This is a genomic window from Streptomyces goshikiensis, assembly GCF_014650555.1.
GTDB lineage: Bacteria > Actinomycetota > Actinomycetes > Streptomycetales > Streptomycetaceae > Streptomyces > Streptomyces goshikiensis.
The window spans coordinates 469,592-487,048 of record NZ_BMVE01000002.1 but is presented as its reverse complement, the minus strand read 5'-3'; the positions used below and the strand labels follow the sequence as shown (position 1 = coordinate 487,048).

The window sequence follows — 17,457 nt, the reverse complement described above, 5'->3', positions numbered from 1 at the left end:
CGGGCCCCCGGGCCCCTGGGCTCCTGAGGCTCCTGGAGCCGGGCGGGTCAGGAGGCGGCGACCGGCTCCGTCAGACGGCCGTCCGCCATGGTCACCGTACGGTCCATCCGCTCCAGGTGGGCGTGGTCGTGGGTGACCAGCACGGTGGCGGTGGCGCGCTCGCGGGTCAGGGTGACCAGGAGGTCGAGTATCGCGGCCCCCCGGTCGTGGTCGAGGGCGCTGGTGGGCTCGTCGACGAGCAGCACGGCGGGCTCGTTCATCAGGGCGCGGGCGATGTTCACGCGCTGGCGCTGGCCGCCCGAGAGCTGGTGCGGGCGCTTGTCGGCCTTGTCGGCCAGGCCCACCGCGTCCAGCAGCTCCAGAGCGCGGCGGCGCAGCTGCCGGGAGGGGCGGCCGCGGAGGTGGGCCATGACCTGGAGCTGTTCGGCGGCGGTCAGCGAGGCCAGCAGATTGGGCTGCTGGAAGACGATGCCGATCTCCTCGCGGCGCAGGGCCGACTTCTCGGCGGCGCTGAGCCGGCCGGTGTCCCGGCCCGCCACCACCACCTGCCCGCAGTCCGGGGTGACGAGGGTGGCGGCGACGGCGAGCAGGCTGGACTTGCCGGAGCCGGAGGGCCCGATCACCGCCGTCAACGTGCCCGCGGGCACCTCCAGGCCGACCGCGTCGAGGGCGGTGAGCCGGTCGTCGCCGTCCGGGTAGGTGAGCGTCACGTCGTGCACGAGCAGGGTCATCGGGCGCTCCCGAGGGCGGTCAGGGGATCGACGGCGGTGATCCGCCGGATGGACAGGGCCGCTCCCAGCGCGCCGAGCACGATCATGATCGCGGCGGGGAGGAGCACGGTCGCGGCGTCGAGTACGAAGGGCACGGAGCCACCGCTGATCAGCGCGCCGAAGCCGGCGGCGAGCGCGGTGCCGAGCCCCGTCCCGGCGGCGAGCATCACCACGGCCTGGCCGAGGGCGTCCCGCAGCAGGTACGGGGTGGAGGCACCCAGTGCCTTCAGGACGGCGATGTCGCCGCTGCGCTGGATCGTCCAGACGGTGAAGAAGGCTCCTATGACCAGCGCGGAGATGGCGAAGAGGAATCCGCGCATCAGCTGGAGCGAGCCGTTCTCGGCCTGGTAGGAGCCTATGGCGCCGAGGGCCTCGTCGACGGTCAGGGAGTGGGTGGCGGCGGCCTCGTCCCCGGCGGCGAGGTCGGCGGCGCCGGTCGTGTCGAGCGCGATGACGGTGGCGAGGGTGTCGAGGGAGGTACCGGGGTTTCCGATGCGCTGCCAGTCGCCCAGGTCCGTCCAGACGACCGGGGTGTGGCTGTAGGCGGCGGTGCCGGAGACGGCGGCCACCGTCAGTTCGAGGGATCCGATCCTCACCTTGCCGCCGGCGGCGAGCCCGCCGAGCTCCTCGGCGGCCTTCTCGGTGAGGACCACCGAGCCCTGGGCCAGGCCCGGGGCGCCCGGGGTGCCCGGGGCGGGTCCCTTCGGCGCGAGCCGCCCGGTCGGCTCGACGCCGAACACGGAGACGGCGGCGGTGCGCTCACCGGCGACGGCGTTGGTGGTGCGGATGCCGAGCGGCTCCGCCGAGGTCACCCCGGGCCGCTCGCGCCAGGCCCGCCAGGCGCTCTCGGGCACCTGGGAGTTGGTGAAGGACACCTTCTGGTCCCCGGCGGGCGCGGCGAAGGCCAGGTGCGTGGCGGGCAGTCCGGTGATGGCCGAGACGTTCTCCCGGGCCAGTCCGGAGGTGAGCCCGGACAGCAGACCGACCAGCAGCGTGATCAGCAGGACGACCGAGCCCATGAGGGCGAACCGCCCTTTGGCGAACCGTAGATCTCTCCATGCGACGAACATGTCCCCACCTTGGTCGTCAGCGCGGGCGCCGGGCATCGCACCGCAGGAGAGATCCTGGTATCGAAGGACGCATCCGGACATCAAACTTTTGGTTGACCGGGGCCCGCCGGTATCGACTTACGCTGGTCGGGCCATGCCTGCTGCCCCGGAATCCCGCCGCTCCCTGACCCCCGTCTCCCGCGTGCTGCGCCTGTGCCTGCACGCGCTGTTCCTCGGGCTGCTCGCGCTGGCCGCCGGCCGGGCCGTCACGGGCCCCGAGCCGCACGCCGGGTGGACCGTCGCGGTGTGCGCGCTGCTGGCCGCCGGGTACCTGGCCGGGGCGCTGGCCCCCGCCGTACGGAACTCGCCCCGCGCCGGCGCCCTCTGGCTGGCGGGGCTGGGCGCGGCCTGGGCGGCGCTGCTGGTGCTCTCCCCCGACGGGCTGTGGCTGGCGTTCCCGCTGTACTTCCTGGAGCTGCACCTGCTGCGGCTGCGCTGGGCGATCCCCGCGGCCCTGGTGACCGCGGCCGCCGCCATCGGCGGGTTCCTGGGGCACAGCGGCGGCGCCGTGACCCCGGGCCCGTTCCTCGGCCCGCTGCTGGGCGGGGCCGTGGCGGTGGCGACCGTACTGGGGTACGAGGCGCTGTACCGGGAGAGCGAGCGGCGCCGGGAGCTGATCGAGGAGCTCATCACCACCCGGGCCGAGCTCGCGGCGGCCGAGCGCGACGCCGGGATCCTGGCCGAGCGGGAGCGGCTGGCGCGGGAGATCCACGACACCCTGGCCCAGGGGCTGTCCTCGATCCAGCTGCTGCTGAGGGCCGCGGAGCGGACGCTCCCGCAGGAGGCGCCGGCCCTCCCCCACATCGCCCGGGCGCGCCGGGCGGCGCAGGAGAACCTGGCCGAGGCGCGGCGTTTCGTACGGGCCCTCACGCCGCCGGACCTGGAGCACGGCTCGCTCCCGGCGGCGCTGGAGCGGCTGTGCTCGGCGGTGCGGGGGCCGCGGGTCCGGTTCTCCCTGAGCGGTACGGCGCGGGTGCTGCCGACGCCCTACGAGGTGGCCCTCCTGCGGATCGCGCAGTCGGCGCTGGCCAATGTGGGGCGGCACGCGGCGGCGGAGCGCGCCGAGATCACGCTGACCTTCATGGACGCCTCGGTCACGCTGGACATCGTGGACGACGGGACGGGCTTCGACCCCGGCGCCGCGCGGGCGGGCGGCGAGGGCGGCTTCGGCCTCCCGGCGATGCGCTCGCGCGCCGAGTCGCTCGGCGGGCTGTTCACCGTCGAGTCCGCCCCGGGCCAGGGCACCGCCGTGGCCGTCACCCTGCCGTTGCCCGTGGAGGCCCCCTGATGACGATCCGGCTGCTGCTGGCCGACGACCACCCGGTGGTACGGGCGGGGCTGCGCGCGGTGCTGGACACCGAACCGGACTTCGCGGTGGTCGCGGAGGCGGCGACGGCCGAGCGGGCGGTGGAGCTGGCGGCGTCGGAGCCGGTGGACGTGGTGCTGATGGACCTCCAGTTCGGCTCCGGCATGCACGGCTCGGCGGCGACCCGGCTGATCACGGCCCGGCCGGGGGCGCCCCGGGTGCTGGTCCTGACCACGTACGACACGGACGCGGACATCCTGGCGGCGGTGGAGGCGGGCGCCTCGGGCTACCTCCTCAAGGACGCCCCGCCGGAGGAACTGGCGTCAGCGGTCCGCACGGCGGCGGCCGGCCAGTCGGCCCTGGCCCCGGCGGTGGCCCTGCGCCTGATGGACCGGATGCGCACCCCGGCGGAGGCGCTGACGAAGCGGGAGCTGGAGGTCCTCCAACTGGTCGCGGACGGCCTGTCGAACCAGCAGATCTCGAAGGAACTCTTCCTCAGCCAGGCCACGGTCAAATCCCACCTGGTGCACATCTACGCCAAACTCGGCGTCGACTCCCGCACCTCGGCCGTGGCCACAGCCGCCACCCGCCGCCTGATCCGCACGCCGTAGCCTGCCGGGTGAAGCTAGGTACTGGGTCTCACCGGGGAGGGCATCATGGGCAAGACCGTGCAGCTGCGGACGTACACCGTGCGGGCAGGACTGCTCGACGCGTGGGTGGAGCGCTGGCAGGAAGAGATCGTTCCGCTGAGGCTCGAACTGGGCTTCGAGATCGGCGGCGCGTGGGTCGACCGGGCCAGCAACCAGTTCCTGTGGCTCATCTCGTACGAGGGACCCGAGAGCTTCGCCGAACGCAACGCGCTCTACTGGGCGTCACCGGCGCGCAAGGCGATGAACCTCGACCCCGACGACTACCTCCTCGGGACCGAGGAGCGCACGGTCGAAGAGCGGTACTGATCAGGAAACGGTCAGCGGCAGCAGGTGCCGGCGCCGCTCCTCGTCGGTGAGGGTGCGGAAGACCCGCCCACGCGCATGCGCTTCGAGCCGCTCGAAGTCCGGGGTCGCGGGCCAGACCCTGGCGGTACCGTCCACGGACCCGGTGAGCAGCCGGGTACCGTCCCGCGACCAGGCCACCGAGGTCACCTTGTCCTGGTGGACTCCGACGATGCCCCCTTCCTCGAAGGAGACGGCCGACCAGACGCGCACCGTGCCGTCGTCGGATCCTGTGGCGAGCAGACGTCCGTCCGGGGACCAGCCGACAGCGCGCACGCGGCCCTCGTGGCCGGCCAGTACGTGCAGGCGGCGCCCGGTGGCCACGTCCCACACGGCGGCCGTCCAGTCTCCGGAGCCCGTCACGACGCGTTGCTCGTCCGGGGCCCAGGCGACATCGTCGACGTAGTTGTCGTGGCCGCGCAGGACCGTGAGCTGACGGCCCTCGACGACGTCCCACAACCGACAGGTGCGGTCGTCGGAGGCACTGGCGAGCATCCGTCCGCCGGGGGACCAGGCGATGCGTCCGACCCAGTCCTGGTGTCCGGCGAGGGCCAGCTGTTCGGCCCCCGTGGCCGCCCGGATCCGCACGACGGCGTCGCGCCCGCCCGTGGCGAGCGAGGCGCCGTCGGGCGACCACGCACACGCCTCGACCACCTCGGCGCGCTCCTCGAAGAGCACCTGCCCCGATGTCTCCTGGATGCGCAGCAGGCCGCTGTTGGTGCTGACGGCGAGCCGGTCGGCGGCCGGCGACCACACGGCACTCCACACCCGGTCGTCGAGGCGCCCGGGCGGTCCGACCGGTGTCCCCGAGACCGTTTCCCAGATCCGCACGGTGCCGTCGTCGGACGCCGTAACCATGCGGCTCTCGTCCCGGGACCAGCTCGCCTGGTTGACCGGCCCGGTGTGGCCGTCGGCCAGGACCTGCTCGGCGCCGCGGGGCCGGATGTCCCAGACGAGGGCCGTACCGTCCGTCGAACTGGTGGCGATGCGGTCGCCCGTGGGCGACCAGGCGACACCCCACACCGTGTCGGAGTGGCCCCGCAGGACGGCCAAGACCTTCGCGTCCTCGCTGCTCACGATGCGCACCGTCCGGTCGGAGGACGCGGACGCGAGCATGCTGCCGTCGGGGGACCAGGCGACGTTCCACACGTAGTCGCTGTGCCCGCGCAAGAGCAGCCGCAGCTCCCCCGTCGCGGCGTCCCAGATGCGCGCCGTGTGGTCACCGGAGCCGGTGGCGACCGAGCTCCCGTCCGGAGACCAGGCGATTCCCTCGATGAAGTCGGTGTGTCCGGTCAGCGTGACCGCGGGAGTCCCTCCCGCCACGTCCCACAGGATCGCCGTGAGGTCGTGGGAGGCGCTGGCGAGCCGGGTGCCGTCCGGGGACCAGGACAGTCCCCACACGTCGTCGCGGTGGCCGCGGAGCTCGTGGACGAGGGTTCCCGTGCCGGCCTCCCAGACCCGCACGACCCGGTCCTTCGAGCTGGCGGCCACATGCGTTCCCCGCGGCGACCAGGCCACCTGCCGGCCGACGAACCCCGGCGCAGTCAGCAGCCGCTCCGGATCGCCGGAGCGGGCGTCCCACAGGCGCACCACCGGGTCACGGCCGACCGTGGCGAGCCGGGACGAATCGGGAGCCCAGGAGACCGACTCCACCATCGGCCCTTCGGACCTGAGTACGTGGTCACAGCGCCCCGAACCGGCGTCGAAGACGCGTGCGGTGCCGTCCCGGGAGGCCGTTGCGAGTCGGCGGCCGTCGGGAGACCAGGCGATGTGGCGGACCGTGTCCGTGTGGCCGTCGAGCCTCACCCGAAGGTGGCTCGACGCCAGTGCCGTCAGCAGGCCGCGCCGCGCCGCCGGGGTCGGCGCGCATTCACCGAGTGCGGCCAGGGACAGCAGGATCGCCCTTTCGGGGTGGGTGTCCACGCTGCCCAGGGCGTACTGGCCGATGCTCTCCGAAATCCGGCGCAGGAACACGAGGTCACGGCGTTGCGAGGAGTGGACCAGCGCACGGGCCGCCTCCGGCGCCTGCCCCGTCTCCTCAAGTGCGGCAAGCCACCGCTGGGCGAGACGGAGGCGTTCGCCGGTGAGGAGGTAGTCGTCGCTGTGACCGGAGTGTTCCCAGTCGGCGGCCCACCTCTCCAGCTCCGCTCGCTCCCGGAGCTGCTCCACGTGCGCTTCGACTTCCTGCCTCAGGGGCGCCCACTGGCGAAACAGCGCCTCGTGGGTGACGTGCGCGTGGGGTTGCCGTCCGAAGGGGGCGTCGCCACCGGCGACGTCGGACACCAGCAGCCGGGCGTCCACGAAGGCATCGACGACATGGCGCTCCTCCTCGCTGAGTTCCGACAGCGGAACCCGCCTGCGCGCGACCTCCTGCCCCTGGACGGTGACGAAGCGCAGCAGCACGCGCAGGACGAAGCCGATCTCGTAGACCGGCCCGAGGCCGGTCACCGTGTGGTCGGCCTGACGGGAGAGCGCGCCCGCGACACCTCCGAGCCGGCGGTACAGGTCCTGGGTCACCGTCCCGCCCGGACCCGAGGCGAAGTACAGCTCCTGCAGCAGGTAGGCGAGGAGCGGTAGGGCATCGTCCGTGCCGGTCTCCTCCACGATCGTGTCGACCACACCCTGCTCGAAGCTCAGGTCGACGAGCGCACCGGGACGCTCGACGACCTGAGCGAGCTGGCCGCGGCTGATGGCTCCGATCACGGTGGGGTGCTGAATGATCTCGGCGTGCCCGCTGTCCAGGAGCCTGCCGAGGAAGTCGACGCGCAGGGTCGCCAACACCCTGATGCCCAGGTCCTGGCGCACACAGGACAGGAGCGCGTCGAGGAACTGCGCGCGTTCCCCTTCCCCGGCGAGGGTCAGAACCTCTTCGAACTGGTCGATCACCAGCAGGACGCGCCGGAAGCGGCCCCCGCGTATCCGCCCGAGCTCCGTCTTCAGCGCGGCGGGATCCTGGCGCAGCCTCCGCAGGATCGTCGCGGGCTCATCACCGCTGCCGGCCGCGAACACCGCGGTCGCGAGCGCCCCCAGCGGATCGGGGCCGGGGGTGATGGCGGGCAGCACCGTCCACCGTCGCTCCCGCAGGCGCGGCATCACTCCGGCTCGTACCAAGGACGACTTCCCGCTGCCGGAGGCCCCGACGAGGAGCAGGAAGCGGTCACCCGGTTGCGCCGACGCCACGTGGAGCCGCCTGGTCAGTTCGGCCGCCTGCGCCTCCCGCCCGAAGAACACGGCGTTCTCGTCCTCGGCGAACGCATCCAGGCCGGGGTAGGGCACACGATCGCGCGGCCATGCGGCGTGTGGTGGAGGAGGGTTCTCCAGCCGGTACGCGATGACCTGGCCGATCACCATGGCGGCGACGAGCAGCCCGATGGCGGGGACCGACGCCCGCTGGATGAGCTGGAGCAGCCAGGGCGCGTCGTCCACGTTGGTCGCGTAGTTGGTGACGATGCTGAGCAGACTCGCGACCAGCACGAGCATGCTCTGCAGCACGACCTGCATGCGCTGCCTCACGAAGCGCCCGCAACCTTGGCAGCCCTGACCCTTGACACTTCGCGCCCCCCAACTCCCTTACGGCGAAACCATCATGGGCCTCGGGCGAGTCGATCACAACCGCGCCGCGCCCACGCCCGTCGCCCGGGAGTGCGGCGGCAGCCGGGCCGGGAGGCGAGGGGCTACGCCACCCAGTGGGGGCGTTCGACCGAGGGGGTCAGGGGGACGCCGTCGTGGAAGGCGGTGGCGAGGAGGCGGACGGCTTCTTCGAGGCGGTCCGGGGGGAGGGTGTACGGGATGCGGAGGCGGTGTTCGAAGGTGCCCGGGTCGACGCCGAAGCGGGCGCCGCGGCCGATGTTGACGCCGGCCGCCGCCGCGCGTTCCGCCAGGGCGGAGCTGACCGGTCCGCCGAGGTCCACCCAGAGCGAGAGGCCGCCCGGGGGGAGCTGCCAGGACCACTCGGGGGTGTGCCGCCGGAGTGCGGCCACCAGCGCCTCCCGGCGGCCGCGCAGCTGTTCCAGGCGCGCCGGGAGCGAGCGGTCCAGGTCCGCGAGCAGCGGGAGGGCGACCAGCTGGTCCAGGACCGAGCCGGTCATGTCGGCCGCGACCCGGACCGAGGTCAGCTCGGTGATCATCCTGGCCGTGGCCCGGACCCAGCCCACGCGCAGCCCGCCCCAGTGGGTCTTGCTCAGCGAGCCGATGGTCACCACGTGGTCGGCGCCGCCGCGCGGGGCCAGGGAGGCCAGCGGCGCGGGCGGGGGCACGTCCAGCGCGATGTCCGCGACGGTCTCGTCGACCACCAGCCAGGTGCCGGTCCGCCGGGTCGCCGCGAGCAGCCGCAGCCGCTGCTCCCGCGGCATCAGCAAGCCGGTGGGGTTGTGGAAGTCGGGGATCACGTACGCCAGCCTCGGCACCGTCTGGCGCAGGGTGGACTCGGCTATCTCCATGTCCCAGCCCGCGTCCGAGACGGCGAGGGAGCCGGTGCGCAGCCGGGCGTGCCGCAGCGCGTCCAGGGCGTTGGCGTAGGTGGGGTTCTCGGTGACCACCCGGTCCCCCGCCCGGCACAGCAGGCTCACGACCAGGGCGAACGCCTGCTGGGCGCCCGCAGTGACGAGGATCTGCTCGGGCCGGGTCGCGAGCCCGCGCCGGGTGAACCGGTCGGCGATCGCGGTCCGCAGGTCCGGCAGCCCGAAGGGCAGGTAGCCGGGGTTGCGGGCGAGCCCGGGGAGGCGGGGCGCGGCCCAGGCCAGGGCGTCGGTGAGGCTGCCGTCGGGGGCGCCCATGGCGGCGATGGCGAGGTCGATCCCCGGTTCGCCGTCGGCGCTGTAGCCGCCGGCGCCGGCCAGCATGTGGGTGCCGACGGGGGCGTGGCCCTCGGGGAGCTCGGTCCAGGTGCCGGAGCCGCGCCGGCTGCGGACGTAGCCGCTCTCGCGCAGCAGGTCGTACGCGCCGGTGACGGTGGCCCGGCTGGCGCCGACCGCCTCGGCGAGCTCGCGCTCGGCGGGCAGGCGTACGTGCAGGGCGATCCGGCCGTCGAGGATCAGGGTGCGGACGGCGTCGGCGAGCGCCCGGTAGCCGGGGCGGGCCAGCACCTCGGCGGGCAGCAGGGCCGCGAGCTGGCGGCTGCCGATCGCCCTGTCCGCCGTCTGGACCACTCGCCCGTTCGCCATGCCAACCTCCCCCGATTGGCTCTGCCCGCCAGGCCAATCGAACTCCAGACTGGCGGCATTGGCCCCCGATTGGCAAGGAGACGCCGATGTTGACCGACCGCGAGGAACGCGCGCTGCTGGCCGCCACCGAGAACCGGATCCGCGAGCCGCTGCGGATCGGGGCGGCGGCAGTGGCGGCGAAGGCCGCCGTACGGCGCGCCCTGGCGGCCCTGCGTCCGACCCGCCGCCCGGTGGCCGCTCCCGCCGACGCGCGAGAATCGGTGACATGTCAGCAGCAGGCGCATCCTCCGCTCCCCGCCCCGCTCCCCCGGTGATCGCGGGCCTCCTCCTCGCCGCGGGCGGCGGCCGCCGGCTCGGCGGACGCCCCAAGGCCCTGCTCCCGTACCGGGGCCGCCCGCTGGTCGAGAACGCCGTACGGGTGCTGCGCGAGGCCGGCCTCGGCCCGCTGCACGTGGTGCTCGGCGCCTCGGCGGCGGAGGTCCGCGAGCGCGCCGACCTCACGGGCTGCGTGGTCGTCGACAACCCGGACTGGGCCGAGGGCATGGGCTCCTCGCTGCGCGCCGGCCTCGCCTCGCTGGCCGGTACGGGAGCGGGCGCGGCCCTGGTCTCCCTGGTGGACCAGCCGGGGATCGGGGCGGCGGCGGTGGCCCGGGTCCGCGAGGCCTACCGCTCTCCCGCCAGCCTGGCGGCGGCCTCGTACGACGGGGAGCGCGGGCATCCGGTGCTGTTCGGGGCGGACCGCTGGGCGGACATCGCGGCGACGGCGACCGGGGACAAGGGCGCGCGGGTGCACCTGGCGCGACACGCCGGTGAGCTCACTCTGGTGGAGTGCGGGGACGTCGCGGCCGCTTTCGACATCGACACCCCTCCCGACCTGGCACGTCTCGTCTGAGCGAGGTCCGGGCGGGGTACGCGCGGGTCCAGCGGGGTACGCGCGGGTCCGAGCGGTGTGTGACCGTCGTGGCACCGAGGGCCACCGGGGGTCGGAATCTGTTGACCGGGAGAATCTCGACATCAACAAACCATTGAACTTCCACCATGAGGAAATTACTATCCACTGGTCAGAAGCGCCCTGAACCACCAACGGCGCCCGCGACCGTATTGCGGAGCTCTCCACACCCGACGGCACTGAGTGCCGTCTCGCGCGAGCATTCCCCCGCGGCCGCCAGGCACCGCCGCTGAAGGAGTGACAGTTATGTCCGCACCAGCGCCGTCCCCGCTGGCCATCGTCGACGCCGAGCCCCTGCCCCGGCAGGACGAGGTCCTCACCGAAGCGGCACTCGCCTTCGTGACGGAACTCCAGCGACGCTTCGGCCCCCGCCGGGCCGAGCTCCTCGCCCGCCGCTCCGAGCGGCGCGCCGAGATCGCCCGCACCTCCCACCTCGACTTCCTCCCGGACACCGCACAGGTCCGCGAGGGCGAGTGGAAGGTCGCCCCGGCGCCGGCCGCGCTGCTGGACCGCCGCGTGGAGATCACCGGCCCCACGGACCGCAAGATGACCATCAACGCCCTGAACTCGGGCGCCAAGGTCTGGCTCGCCGACTTCGAGGACGCCTCCGCCCCCACCTGGGAGAACGTCGTCCTCGGCCAGCTCAACCTGATCGACGCCTACGAGCGCCGCATCGACTTCACCGACGCGCGCACGGGCAAGGCGTACGCCCTGAAGCCCGCGGACCGGCTCGCGACCGTGGTCATGCGGCCCCGCGGCTGGCACCTGGAGGAGCGCCACCTGCTGATCGACGGCAGCCCCGCCTCCGGTTCGCTCGTGGACTTCGGCCTGTACTTCTTCCACAACGCGCAGCGCCTGATCGATCTCGGCAAGGGCCCGTACTTCTACCTGCCGAAGACGGAGTCCCACCTGGAGGCGCGCCTCTGGAACGAGGTCTTCGTCTTCGCCCAGGACTACGTCGGGATCCCGCAGGGCACCGTCCGCGCGACCGTCCTGATCGAGACCATCACGGCCGCGTACGAGATGGAGGAGATCCTCTACGAGCTGCGCGACCACGCGGCGGGCCTGAACGCCGGGCGCTGGGACTACCTGTTCTCCATCGTCAAGAACTTCCGCGACGGCGGCGAGAAGTTCGTCCTCCCGGACCGCAACGCGGTCACGATGACGGCCCCGTTCATGCGGGCGTACACCGAACTGCTGGTCCGCACCTGCCACAAGCGCGGCGCGCACGCGATCGGCGGCATGGCCGCCTTCATCCCGTCCCGCAAGGACGCGGAGGTCAACAAGGTCGCGTTCGAGAAGGTCAAGGCCGACAAGGACCGCGAGGCGGGCGACGGCTTCGACGGCTCCTGGGTGGCCCACCCCGACCTGGTCCCGATCGCGATGGCCTCCTTCGACGCGGTGCTCGGCGAGAAGCCGAACCAGAAGGACCGCCTGCGCGAGGACGTCTCGGTGGCCGCCGGTGACCTGATCGCGATCGACTCCCTGGACGCGAAGCCCACGTACGAGGGTCTGCGCAACGCGGTCCAGGTCGGCATCCGTTACATCGAGGCGTGGCTGCGCGGCCTGGGCGCCGTCGCCATCTTCGGCCTGATGGAGGACGCGGCCACCGCCGAGATCTCGCGGTCGCAGATCTGGCAGTGGATCAACGCCGGTGTCGTCTTCGAGCACGACGGCGAGCAGGTGCGGGCGACCGCCGAGCTGACCCGCGCGATCGCCGCCGAGGAGCTGGCCGCCATCCGCGCCGAGGCCGGCGAGGAGGCCTTCGCGGCCGGCAAGTGGCAGCAGGCCCACGACCTCCTGCTCAAGGTCTCGCTCGACGCCGACTACGCGGACTTCCTGACGCTCCCCGCCTACGACCAGCTCGTCGGCTGACCGGAACCCGGCACGACGGATTCGGCCGGAACGCACAGCGGTCGAACCCCCGCCCCGCCCCCTGGCCCCACCGGCCCGGGGGGCGGGGCGTTTCCGTGGCCCCAGGGGGCGTCACGGGCAGGGCCGCGCCGGATCCTTCGCGGGTTCCAGACGCACCTGGTCGGAGCGCTGCTTGAGCGGGGCGCCGGTGTCGGTGTTCCAGAGCAGCGCGGTGTCCCCGGCCGTCCCGAAGGACAGGTACGGCCGGCGCGGGTCCACCAGGCCCCCCTCGGAGTTGAGTTCGGCCGTCGGCACCGTCGGGCGCACGCACACCCACTCCGGCCGCACCCCGAAGTACGGGGGCGCCTCGCGGCGCTGCTCGGCGGCGGCCTTGGTGCGGGCCACGGCCCGCGCCGCGTTGTCCGCGGCCAGGCCCGCCAGCGAGGCGAGGACCAGTACGTAGAGGAGGACGTAGATGATCGCGTTCAGGTACTCGCCGGGCCGGGTGAACGCGAGGTGGAGGTGCTTCGCGATCCCCCAGAGCGCGGGCCCCAGCAGACCCAGCGCGAGATAGGTGATCAGCTTGAGTCCGGCCGCCACCTGCCACAGCCCGGGTACGTCCAGCTCCTCCTGGGTGAGGTCCAGCCCGTCCCCGTACAGACCGTGCAGGACCGAACCGGAGGCGACGACCAGCCCCGTCGCCAGCGTCACCGCGAGCGGGACCGTGGCCGTCAGCCACTCCGACCAGGTCGTCCACTGCCGCACCAGCAGCCAGATGCCGACCGGGGTCACGGCCATCCCGGCGCACAGCAGCAACTGCGCCGGGGTCCAGCCGGGCGCCCAGTACGCCAGAACCAGGAACAGCAGGGCCGTCAGGCACCCGCAGGAGAACCCGAAGAGGCGCCCGCCCGCCTCGTAGAACCTGGTGGCGACGAGCAGGGCGCGGGCGAGGCAGGCGCAGCCGACGGCTATCCACAGCCAGCGCGCCGGTCCGCCGGCCTCCTTGAGGAACACGACGGCGCAGGCCATCCCGAGCGACCAGCCGATGAGGACCGCCAGCCGGCGCGTCAGCTCCTCCTCGCGCGGCAGCTCGATCCGCCGCAGCCCCCGCCGCGGGGACATCCGTACGTCCAGGTCCGCGCCCGCCGCGACGCCGCCGCCGGGCGTGGGCATCCGGGCCAGCCGCCGGGCCTCCGAGGGGGTGCCCAGGGCGACGGACCCGGTGTCGTAGTGGCCCCAGCCCTCCAGCGCCCGGGCCCGGCGGCCGGTGGCGCGCCGGGGGTCGCGGCGGTGGGCCGTGGTGTGGGAGCGGTACTCCTCCAGCAGCTCCCGGTCCGGGTCGACGAGCCGTGTCCGACGTACGTACATCTCCAGGACGGCTGCTTTGGCAAGCCCTCGAACGCGCCAGCCGGCGGCGCGTTCGGTGCGCCCGCCCCGCGCCCCGAAGAAACGGATCTCGACCCAGTAGAGCCGTGACCGGGGATCCGGGGTGAGCACCCCGGCCGAGGGCCCCTCGCCGCGGCCGAACTCCTCCACCACCGGCCAGCCCTGAAGCGCGAATTCCGCCTTGGCCTGCTCGAAGTCCCGGGCCTCGCCGCGCACTTCGACCAGAGTCAGCACGCGCTGGTCGTACCGCCGTCGCACCACCGGTCCATCCCCCCTGAGACTCCCGCACCCCGCCCCGCGACTGTAGATGCGGACCCCCCGGACGTACACGGGATTCGGCCGGCGGCCGCACCGCCCGGCAGCCGAACGACCGGTCGGTCGTTACGTCATCGTAATCTCCCGCTACCTGGCGGTAACAACGTGCGGCGTGTCACCTTTCTGCTTGCCACCGGCCGGCGGTCACCCCCACTTCCCCAGCCATGCAACGGAGTTGTCGCGACTTCGCCATGGCCGACCGCAGGAGTTCCGCAGTGATCGGATTCCGCAACGTCAGCAAGGACCGGGCCCGCAGTCGCGCGCGACGACTGGCAGGAGCAGGGATGGTCCTGCCGCTCGCCGTCGGCACACTACTGGCCGCGGGCACCGGGACCGCGGTGGCCGGCCCCGGCACCGGGCCCACCGCCGTGGTCTCCATGGGAGACAGCTACATCTCCGGTGAGGGCGGCCGCTGGAAGGGCAACAGCCTGACCAACAGCGCGAACCGCACCGCAACCGACCGCGCGTGGGTCTCCGGCAGCAGCTACGACCCCGCGAAGGTATACGGAACCACCGCCGGCGGCTGTCACCGCTCCGACTCCGCCGAGGTCAAGAGCGCCGGCGCGATCGCCGACGTCGCGGTGAACCTGGCCTGCTCCGGGGCCGTCTCCCGCAACGTCTTCCGCGCCTCGAACGGGGGCGTCTCCTTCAAGGGCGAGGCCCCGCAGGCCGATCAGCTGGCCGCCGTCGCCGCGAGCAACAACGTCAAGGTCATCGCCCTGTCCATCGGCGGGAACGACCTCGGCTTCGCGGACATCATCACGGACTGCGCCCTCGACTTCGCCCTGTGGAACTCCTACTGCTACGACGACCAGCAGGAGGGCGTCGACCAGAAGATCGACGGGGTGATGGCGGGCGTCGGCAAGTCGGTCGACGAGATCCGGGCCGTCATGCGCGGCGCCGGCTACACCGACTCCTCGTACCGGATCGTGCTCCAGTCCTACCCCTCGCCGATCCCGCGCGGCGCCGAGAACCGGTACACCCAGAGCGACTGGAGCCGCCTCAACACCGGCGGCTGCCCCTTCTGGAACCGGGACTCCGACTGGGCGCGCGACTCGCTCGTGCCGCAGATCGCGAACCGGATCAAGGCGGTCGCCGCCGCCAAGGGCGTGCAGTTCCTGGACCTGCGGGACATGCTCCAGGGCCGTGAGGTGTGCGCGAAGGCCAGCAAGCTGGTCAGCACCTCGGCGCCCGCGTCGGCCAAGACCAGCGAGTGGGCGCGCTGGATCGACAGCAGCGAGACGCAGGGCCTGATCCAGGAGTCGATGCACCCGAACTACTTCGGGCAGCTGGCCGCCGGACGCTGCCTCGCCCTGGCCGTCGCCCAGCCGGCCACCGCGAACGTCGGGTGCAAGAACACCGCCGGGTCCGACCAGAGCGGGATGTACCTCTCCCCCGCCTCCTGAGCGGCGCCGCGGCGAAATCCGGGTGATCGCGTGCGGTGCGGCTGGCATGCTCGGCGCATGGCAGCCCGCACCGCACGTCCCGGCATCTACATCTCCGTCGACATCGAAGCCGACGGGCCCATCCCCGGGCCGTACTCGATGATCAGCTTCGGCGCCTCGGTCGCCGGCCGCCAGGACGGCGCCGTCTATACGGCCGCGGATCCGGAACGGGACACCTTCTACCGGGAGTTGCGCCCGATCAGCGAGCGGTACGTGGACGCCGCGCTCGCCGTGAGCGGCCTGGACCGGGACCGGCTGCTGCGGGAGGGCGCCGAACCGGCCGCGGCCATGGCCGAGTTCCGCGCCTGGGTCCGCGAGGTCTGTGCCGGCGCGCAGCCGGTGATGTGCGCCTACCCGGCCTCCTTCGACTGGATGTTCCTGTACTGGTACTTGATCGAGTTCGGCGGTGACAGCCCGTTCGGCCACTCGGGCTGCCTGGACATGAAGACCCTGTACGCGGCGAAGGCGCGGGTTCCGCTGCGCGCCGCCGTCAAGGGCGCGATGCCGCGGGGTCTGTTGTCGGACCGCCCGCACACGCACCACGCGCTGGACGACGCGATCGAGCAGGCCGAGCTGATGAGCAACTTGATGCTGTGGGAGCCGGCCGGGCCCGAACTCCCGGCGTAGGGGCCCCGGAACGCGGCCGGCGGCGGTGCGTACGCCACACCCGCAGTGGGTGGCGTACGCACCGCCGCGCGCCCGTCGGCGCACCGGCCGCGGCGCGGCCGGCGGCGGCTCAGTGCGCCGGCACCGGGTCCGCGGCCGCCGGGACCGGGGCCTTCCTGGCGCCGAGGTGGTTGAAGGCCAGGTTCAGCCCGATGGCGACGACACAGCCGGTGCTGATGCCGGAGTCGAGGACGACCAGCAGGTCCTTCGGGAACGCGTGGTAGAACCCCGGGGCCGCGATCGGGATCAGGCCGATGCCGACCGAGGCGGCGACGATCAGGGCGTTCTCGCCCTTCTCCATGGCCGCGCCCGCCAGGGTCTGGATGCCGCTGGCCGCGACCGAGCCGAAGAGCACGATGCCGGCGCCGCCGAGGACCGGCAGCGGGACCACGCCGATGACGGAGGCGGCCACCGGGCACAGGCCCAGCAGGATCAGGATGCCGCCGCCGGCCGCGACGACGAACCGGCTGCGCACCTTGGTCATCGCCACGAGCCCGATGTTCTGGGCGAAGGCGCTGCACATGAACCCGTTGAACAGCGGGCTGAGCGCGCTGCCGAGGGCGTCGGCGCGCAGGCCGCCCTCGATGGTCTTCTCGTCGGCGGGGCGGCCGACGATCCTGCCGAGGGCGAGGATGTCGGCGGTGGACTCGGTCATGCAGACCAGCATGACGATGCACATCGAGATGATCGCGGCGACCTGGAACTGCGGGGCCCCGAAGTGGAACGGGGTCGGGAAGCCGATCAGGTCCGCGCCCCGGACGGCGTCGAAGTTCGTCATGTGCAGCGGGAGCGCGATGAGGGTGCCCGCGACGAGTCCGAGCAGGATGGAGATCTGCTGGAGGAAGCCGCGCAGGAACTTGCGCATGACCAGCACGATCGCCAGGGTGAGGGCGGCCATGCCGATGTTCTTCATCGAGCCGTAGTCGACGGCCGTGCGGTTGCCGCCCTGTGACCAGTTGAAGGCGACGGGGAGCAGCGAGATGCCGATCAGGGTGATGACCGTACCGGTGACCACGGGCGGGAAGAAGCGGACGAGCTTGCCGAAGTAGGGGGCGGCGAGGAAGCCGAGCAGGCCGGCGACGATGATCGCGCCGAATATGACGGGTATCGCGTCGGCCCCCTCCCCCTTGCCGATGGCGATCATCGGGGTCACTCCGGCGAACGAGACGCCGTTGACGAAGGGGAGTTTGGCGCCGATCCGCCAGAACCCGAGGGTCTGGAGGAGGGTCGCGAGGCCTGCGGTGAAGAGCGAGGCGCCCATCAGGAAGGCGGTCTCGGTCGCGGAGAGACCGACGGCGGGGCCGACGATCATGGGTGGGGCCACCACGCCGGCGTACATGGCGGCCACGTGCTGGAGACCGCTCGTGAACATCTTCAGCGGGGGCAGGGTCTCGTCGACCGGGTGCCTCTCCCGCACTACTGCGACTGCGTCTTTGCGAAACCTGGGCGTTTCTGCCACGGCTTCCTCCGGTCGGTTAGACACGTCGGCAGGGACGTGGATGT

The 17,457-nt window shown here is 72.9% G+C and carries 14 protein-coding genes; 8 read left to right on the top strand and 6 right to left on the bottom strand.

Translation table 11 applies throughout. The features are described from left to right. Positions 1-47: 47 nt before the first annotated feature. Entirely contained in the window at positions 48-731 is a 684-nt protein-coding gene (locus IE248_RS07425) for an ABC transporter ATP-binding protein (RefSeq protein ID WP_008738033.1), read from the bottom strand. Next, complete coding sequence (locus IE248_RS07420; RefSeq protein ID WP_100580378.1) at positions 728-1,840, bottom strand: ABC transporter permease; 1,113 nt, start codon at positions 1,838-1,840, stop codon at positions 728-730. Before IE248_RS07420 ends, IE248_RS07425 begins: the two co-directional genes overlap by 4 nt. A 133-nt stretch (positions 1,841-1,973) precedes the next feature. Between IE248_RS07420 and IE248_RS07415 the strand changes: the two genes are divergently transcribed. Genes IE248_RS07415 through IE248_RS07405 form a run of 3 tightly spaced genes read left to right on the top strand, consistent with a single transcriptional unit; the run spans position 1,974 to position 4,141 of the window. Further along, positions 1,974-3,167 (top strand): sensor histidine kinase, encoded by a 1,194-nt coding sequence (locus IE248_RS07415; RefSeq protein WP_100580379.1) that lies wholly within the window; start codon positions 1,974-1,976, stop codon positions 3,165-3,167. Beyond that, positions 3,167-3,796, top strand: a complete 630-nt coding sequence (locus IE248_RS07410) for a response regulator (RefSeq protein WP_190030229.1) — start codon at positions 3,167-3,169, stop codon at positions 3,794-3,796. Before IE248_RS07415 ends, IE248_RS07410 begins: the two co-directional genes overlap by 1 nt. Before the next feature lie 45 nt (positions 3,797-3,841). Next, on the top strand, positions 3,842-4,141 hold the full coding sequence (locus tag IE248_RS07405; RefSeq protein ID WP_190030228.1) for an NIPSNAP family protein: 300 nt from the start codon (positions 3,842-3,844) through the stop codon (positions 4,139-4,141). On the opposite strand, the gene IE248_RS07400 is transcribed toward IE248_RS07405, so the two are convergent. Together IE248_RS07400 and yczR are read right to left on the bottom strand one after the other, a co-directional pair. Further along, positions 4,142-7,690: an nSTAND1 domain-containing NTPase gene (locus IE248_RS07400; protein ID WP_229895167.1), complete on the bottom strand. Its 3,549-nt coding sequence runs from the start codon at positions 7,688-7,690 to the stop codon at positions 4,142-4,144. A 161-nt stretch (positions 7,691-7,851) separates the two neighbouring features. Then, the gene (gene yczR / locus IE248_RS07395; protein WP_190030227.1) at positions 7,852-9,339 is read right to left on the bottom strand and encodes a MocR-like transcription factor YczR; all 1,488 of its coding nucleotides are present in this window, start codon (positions 9,337-9,339) and stop codon (positions 7,852-7,854) included. Positions 9,340-9,425: 86 nt separating this feature from the next. Between yczR and IE248_RS07390 the strand changes: the two genes are divergently transcribed. From IE248_RS07390 to aceB, 3 genes are all read left to right on the top strand, one after another. After that, a complete protein-coding gene (locus IE248_RS07390) occupies positions 9,426-9,653 on the top strand; it encodes a hypothetical protein (RefSeq protein WP_190030226.1) in 228 nt (75 codons plus the stop codon). Continuing rightward, on the top strand, positions 9,605-10,231 hold the full coding sequence (locus tag IE248_RS07385; RefSeq protein WP_124290300.1) for a nucleotidyltransferase family protein: 627 nt from the start codon (positions 9,605-9,607) through the stop codon (positions 10,229-10,231). The genes IE248_RS07390 and IE248_RS07385 overlap by 49 nt, the downstream gene beginning before the upstream one ends. A gap of 303 nt (positions 10,232-10,534) precedes the next feature. Continuing rightward, positions 10,535-12,163 (top strand): malate synthase A, encoded by a 1,629-nt coding sequence (aceB, locus tag IE248_RS07380; RefSeq protein WP_008738040.1) that lies wholly within the window; start codon positions 10,535-10,537, stop codon positions 12,161-12,163. A 111-nt stretch (positions 12,164-12,274) separates the two neighbouring features. Here aceB and IE248_RS07375 read toward each other — a convergent pair whose 3' ends face one another. Then, on the bottom strand, positions 12,275-13,762 hold the full coding sequence (locus IE248_RS07375; RefSeq protein ID WP_190030225.1) for an NnrS multi-domain protein: 1,488 nt from the start codon (positions 13,760-13,762) through the stop codon (positions 12,275-12,277). A 245-nt stretch (positions 13,763-14,007) separates the two neighbouring features. Here IE248_RS07375 and IE248_RS07370 point away from each other — a divergent pair, with 245 nt between their 5' ends. Both IE248_RS07370 and IE248_RS07365 read left to right on the top strand, forming a co-directional pair. Then, complete coding sequence (locus tag IE248_RS07370; RefSeq protein WP_190030224.1) at positions 14,008-15,249, top strand: GDSL-type esterase/lipase family protein; 1,242 nt, start codon at positions 14,008-14,010, stop codon at positions 15,247-15,249. A 57-nt stretch (positions 15,250-15,306) separates the two neighbouring features. Further along, on the top strand, positions 15,307-15,915 hold the full coding sequence (locus IE248_RS07365) for a 3'-5' exonuclease (protein WP_190030223.1): 609 nt from the start codon (positions 15,307-15,309) through the stop codon (positions 15,913-15,915). Between the two features lie 109 nt (positions 15,916-16,024). Here IE248_RS07365 and IE248_RS07360 read toward each other — a convergent pair whose 3' ends face one another. Beyond that, on the bottom strand, positions 16,025-17,413 hold the full coding sequence (locus tag IE248_RS07360; protein ID WP_100580386.1) for a nucleobase:cation symporter-2 family protein: 1,389 nt from the start codon (positions 17,411-17,413) through the stop codon (positions 16,025-16,027). Positions 17,414-17,457: the final 44 nt, after the last annotated feature.

What these genes read in the sequence shown, in the direction of transcription:
- IE248_RS07420 (WP_100580378.1), bottom strand. Translation starts at nt 1,840, where the DNA reads ATGTTCGTCGCATGGAGAGATCTACGGTTCGCCAAAGGGCGGTTCGCC.
- IE248_RS07385 (WP_124290300.1), top strand. Translation starts at nt 9,605, where the DNA reads ATGTCAGCAGCAGGCGCATCCTCCGCTCCCCGCCCCGCTCCCCCGGTG.
- IE248_RS07410 (WP_190030229.1), top strand. Translation starts at nt 3,167, where the DNA reads ATGACGATCCGGCTGCTGCTGGCCGACGACCACCCGGTGGTACGGGCG.
- yczR (WP_190030227.1), bottom strand. Translation starts at nt 9,339, where the DNA reads ATGGCGAACGGGCGAGTGGTCCAGACGGCGGACAGGGCGATCGGCAGC.
- IE248_RS07365 (WP_190030223.1), top strand. Translation starts at nt 15,307, where the DNA reads ATGGCAGCCCGCACCGCACGTCCCGGCATCTACATCTCCGTCGACATC.
- aceB (WP_008738040.1), top strand. Translation starts at nt 10,535, where the DNA reads ATGTCCGCACCAGCGCCGTCCCCGCTGGCCATCGTCGACGCCGAGCCC.
- IE248_RS07370 (WP_190030224.1), top strand. Translation starts at nt 14,008, where the DNA reads ATGCAACGGAGTTGTCGCGACTTCGCCATGGCCGACCGCAGGAGTTCC.
- IE248_RS07390 (WP_190030226.1), top strand. Translation starts at nt 9,426, where the DNA reads ATGTTGACCGACCGCGAGGAACGCGCGCTGCTGGCCGCCACCGAGAAC.
- IE248_RS07415 (WP_100580379.1), top strand. Translation starts at nt 1,974, where the DNA reads ATGCCTGCTGCCCCGGAATCCCGCCGCTCCCTGACCCCCGTCTCCCGC.
- IE248_RS07405 (WP_190030228.1), top strand. Translation starts at nt 3,842, where the DNA reads ATGGGCAAGACCGTGCAGCTGCGGACGTACACCGTGCGGGCAGGACTG.
- IE248_RS07425 (WP_008738033.1), bottom strand. Translation starts at nt 731, where the DNA reads ATGACCCTGCTCGTGCACGACGTGACGCTCACCTACCCGGACGGCGAC.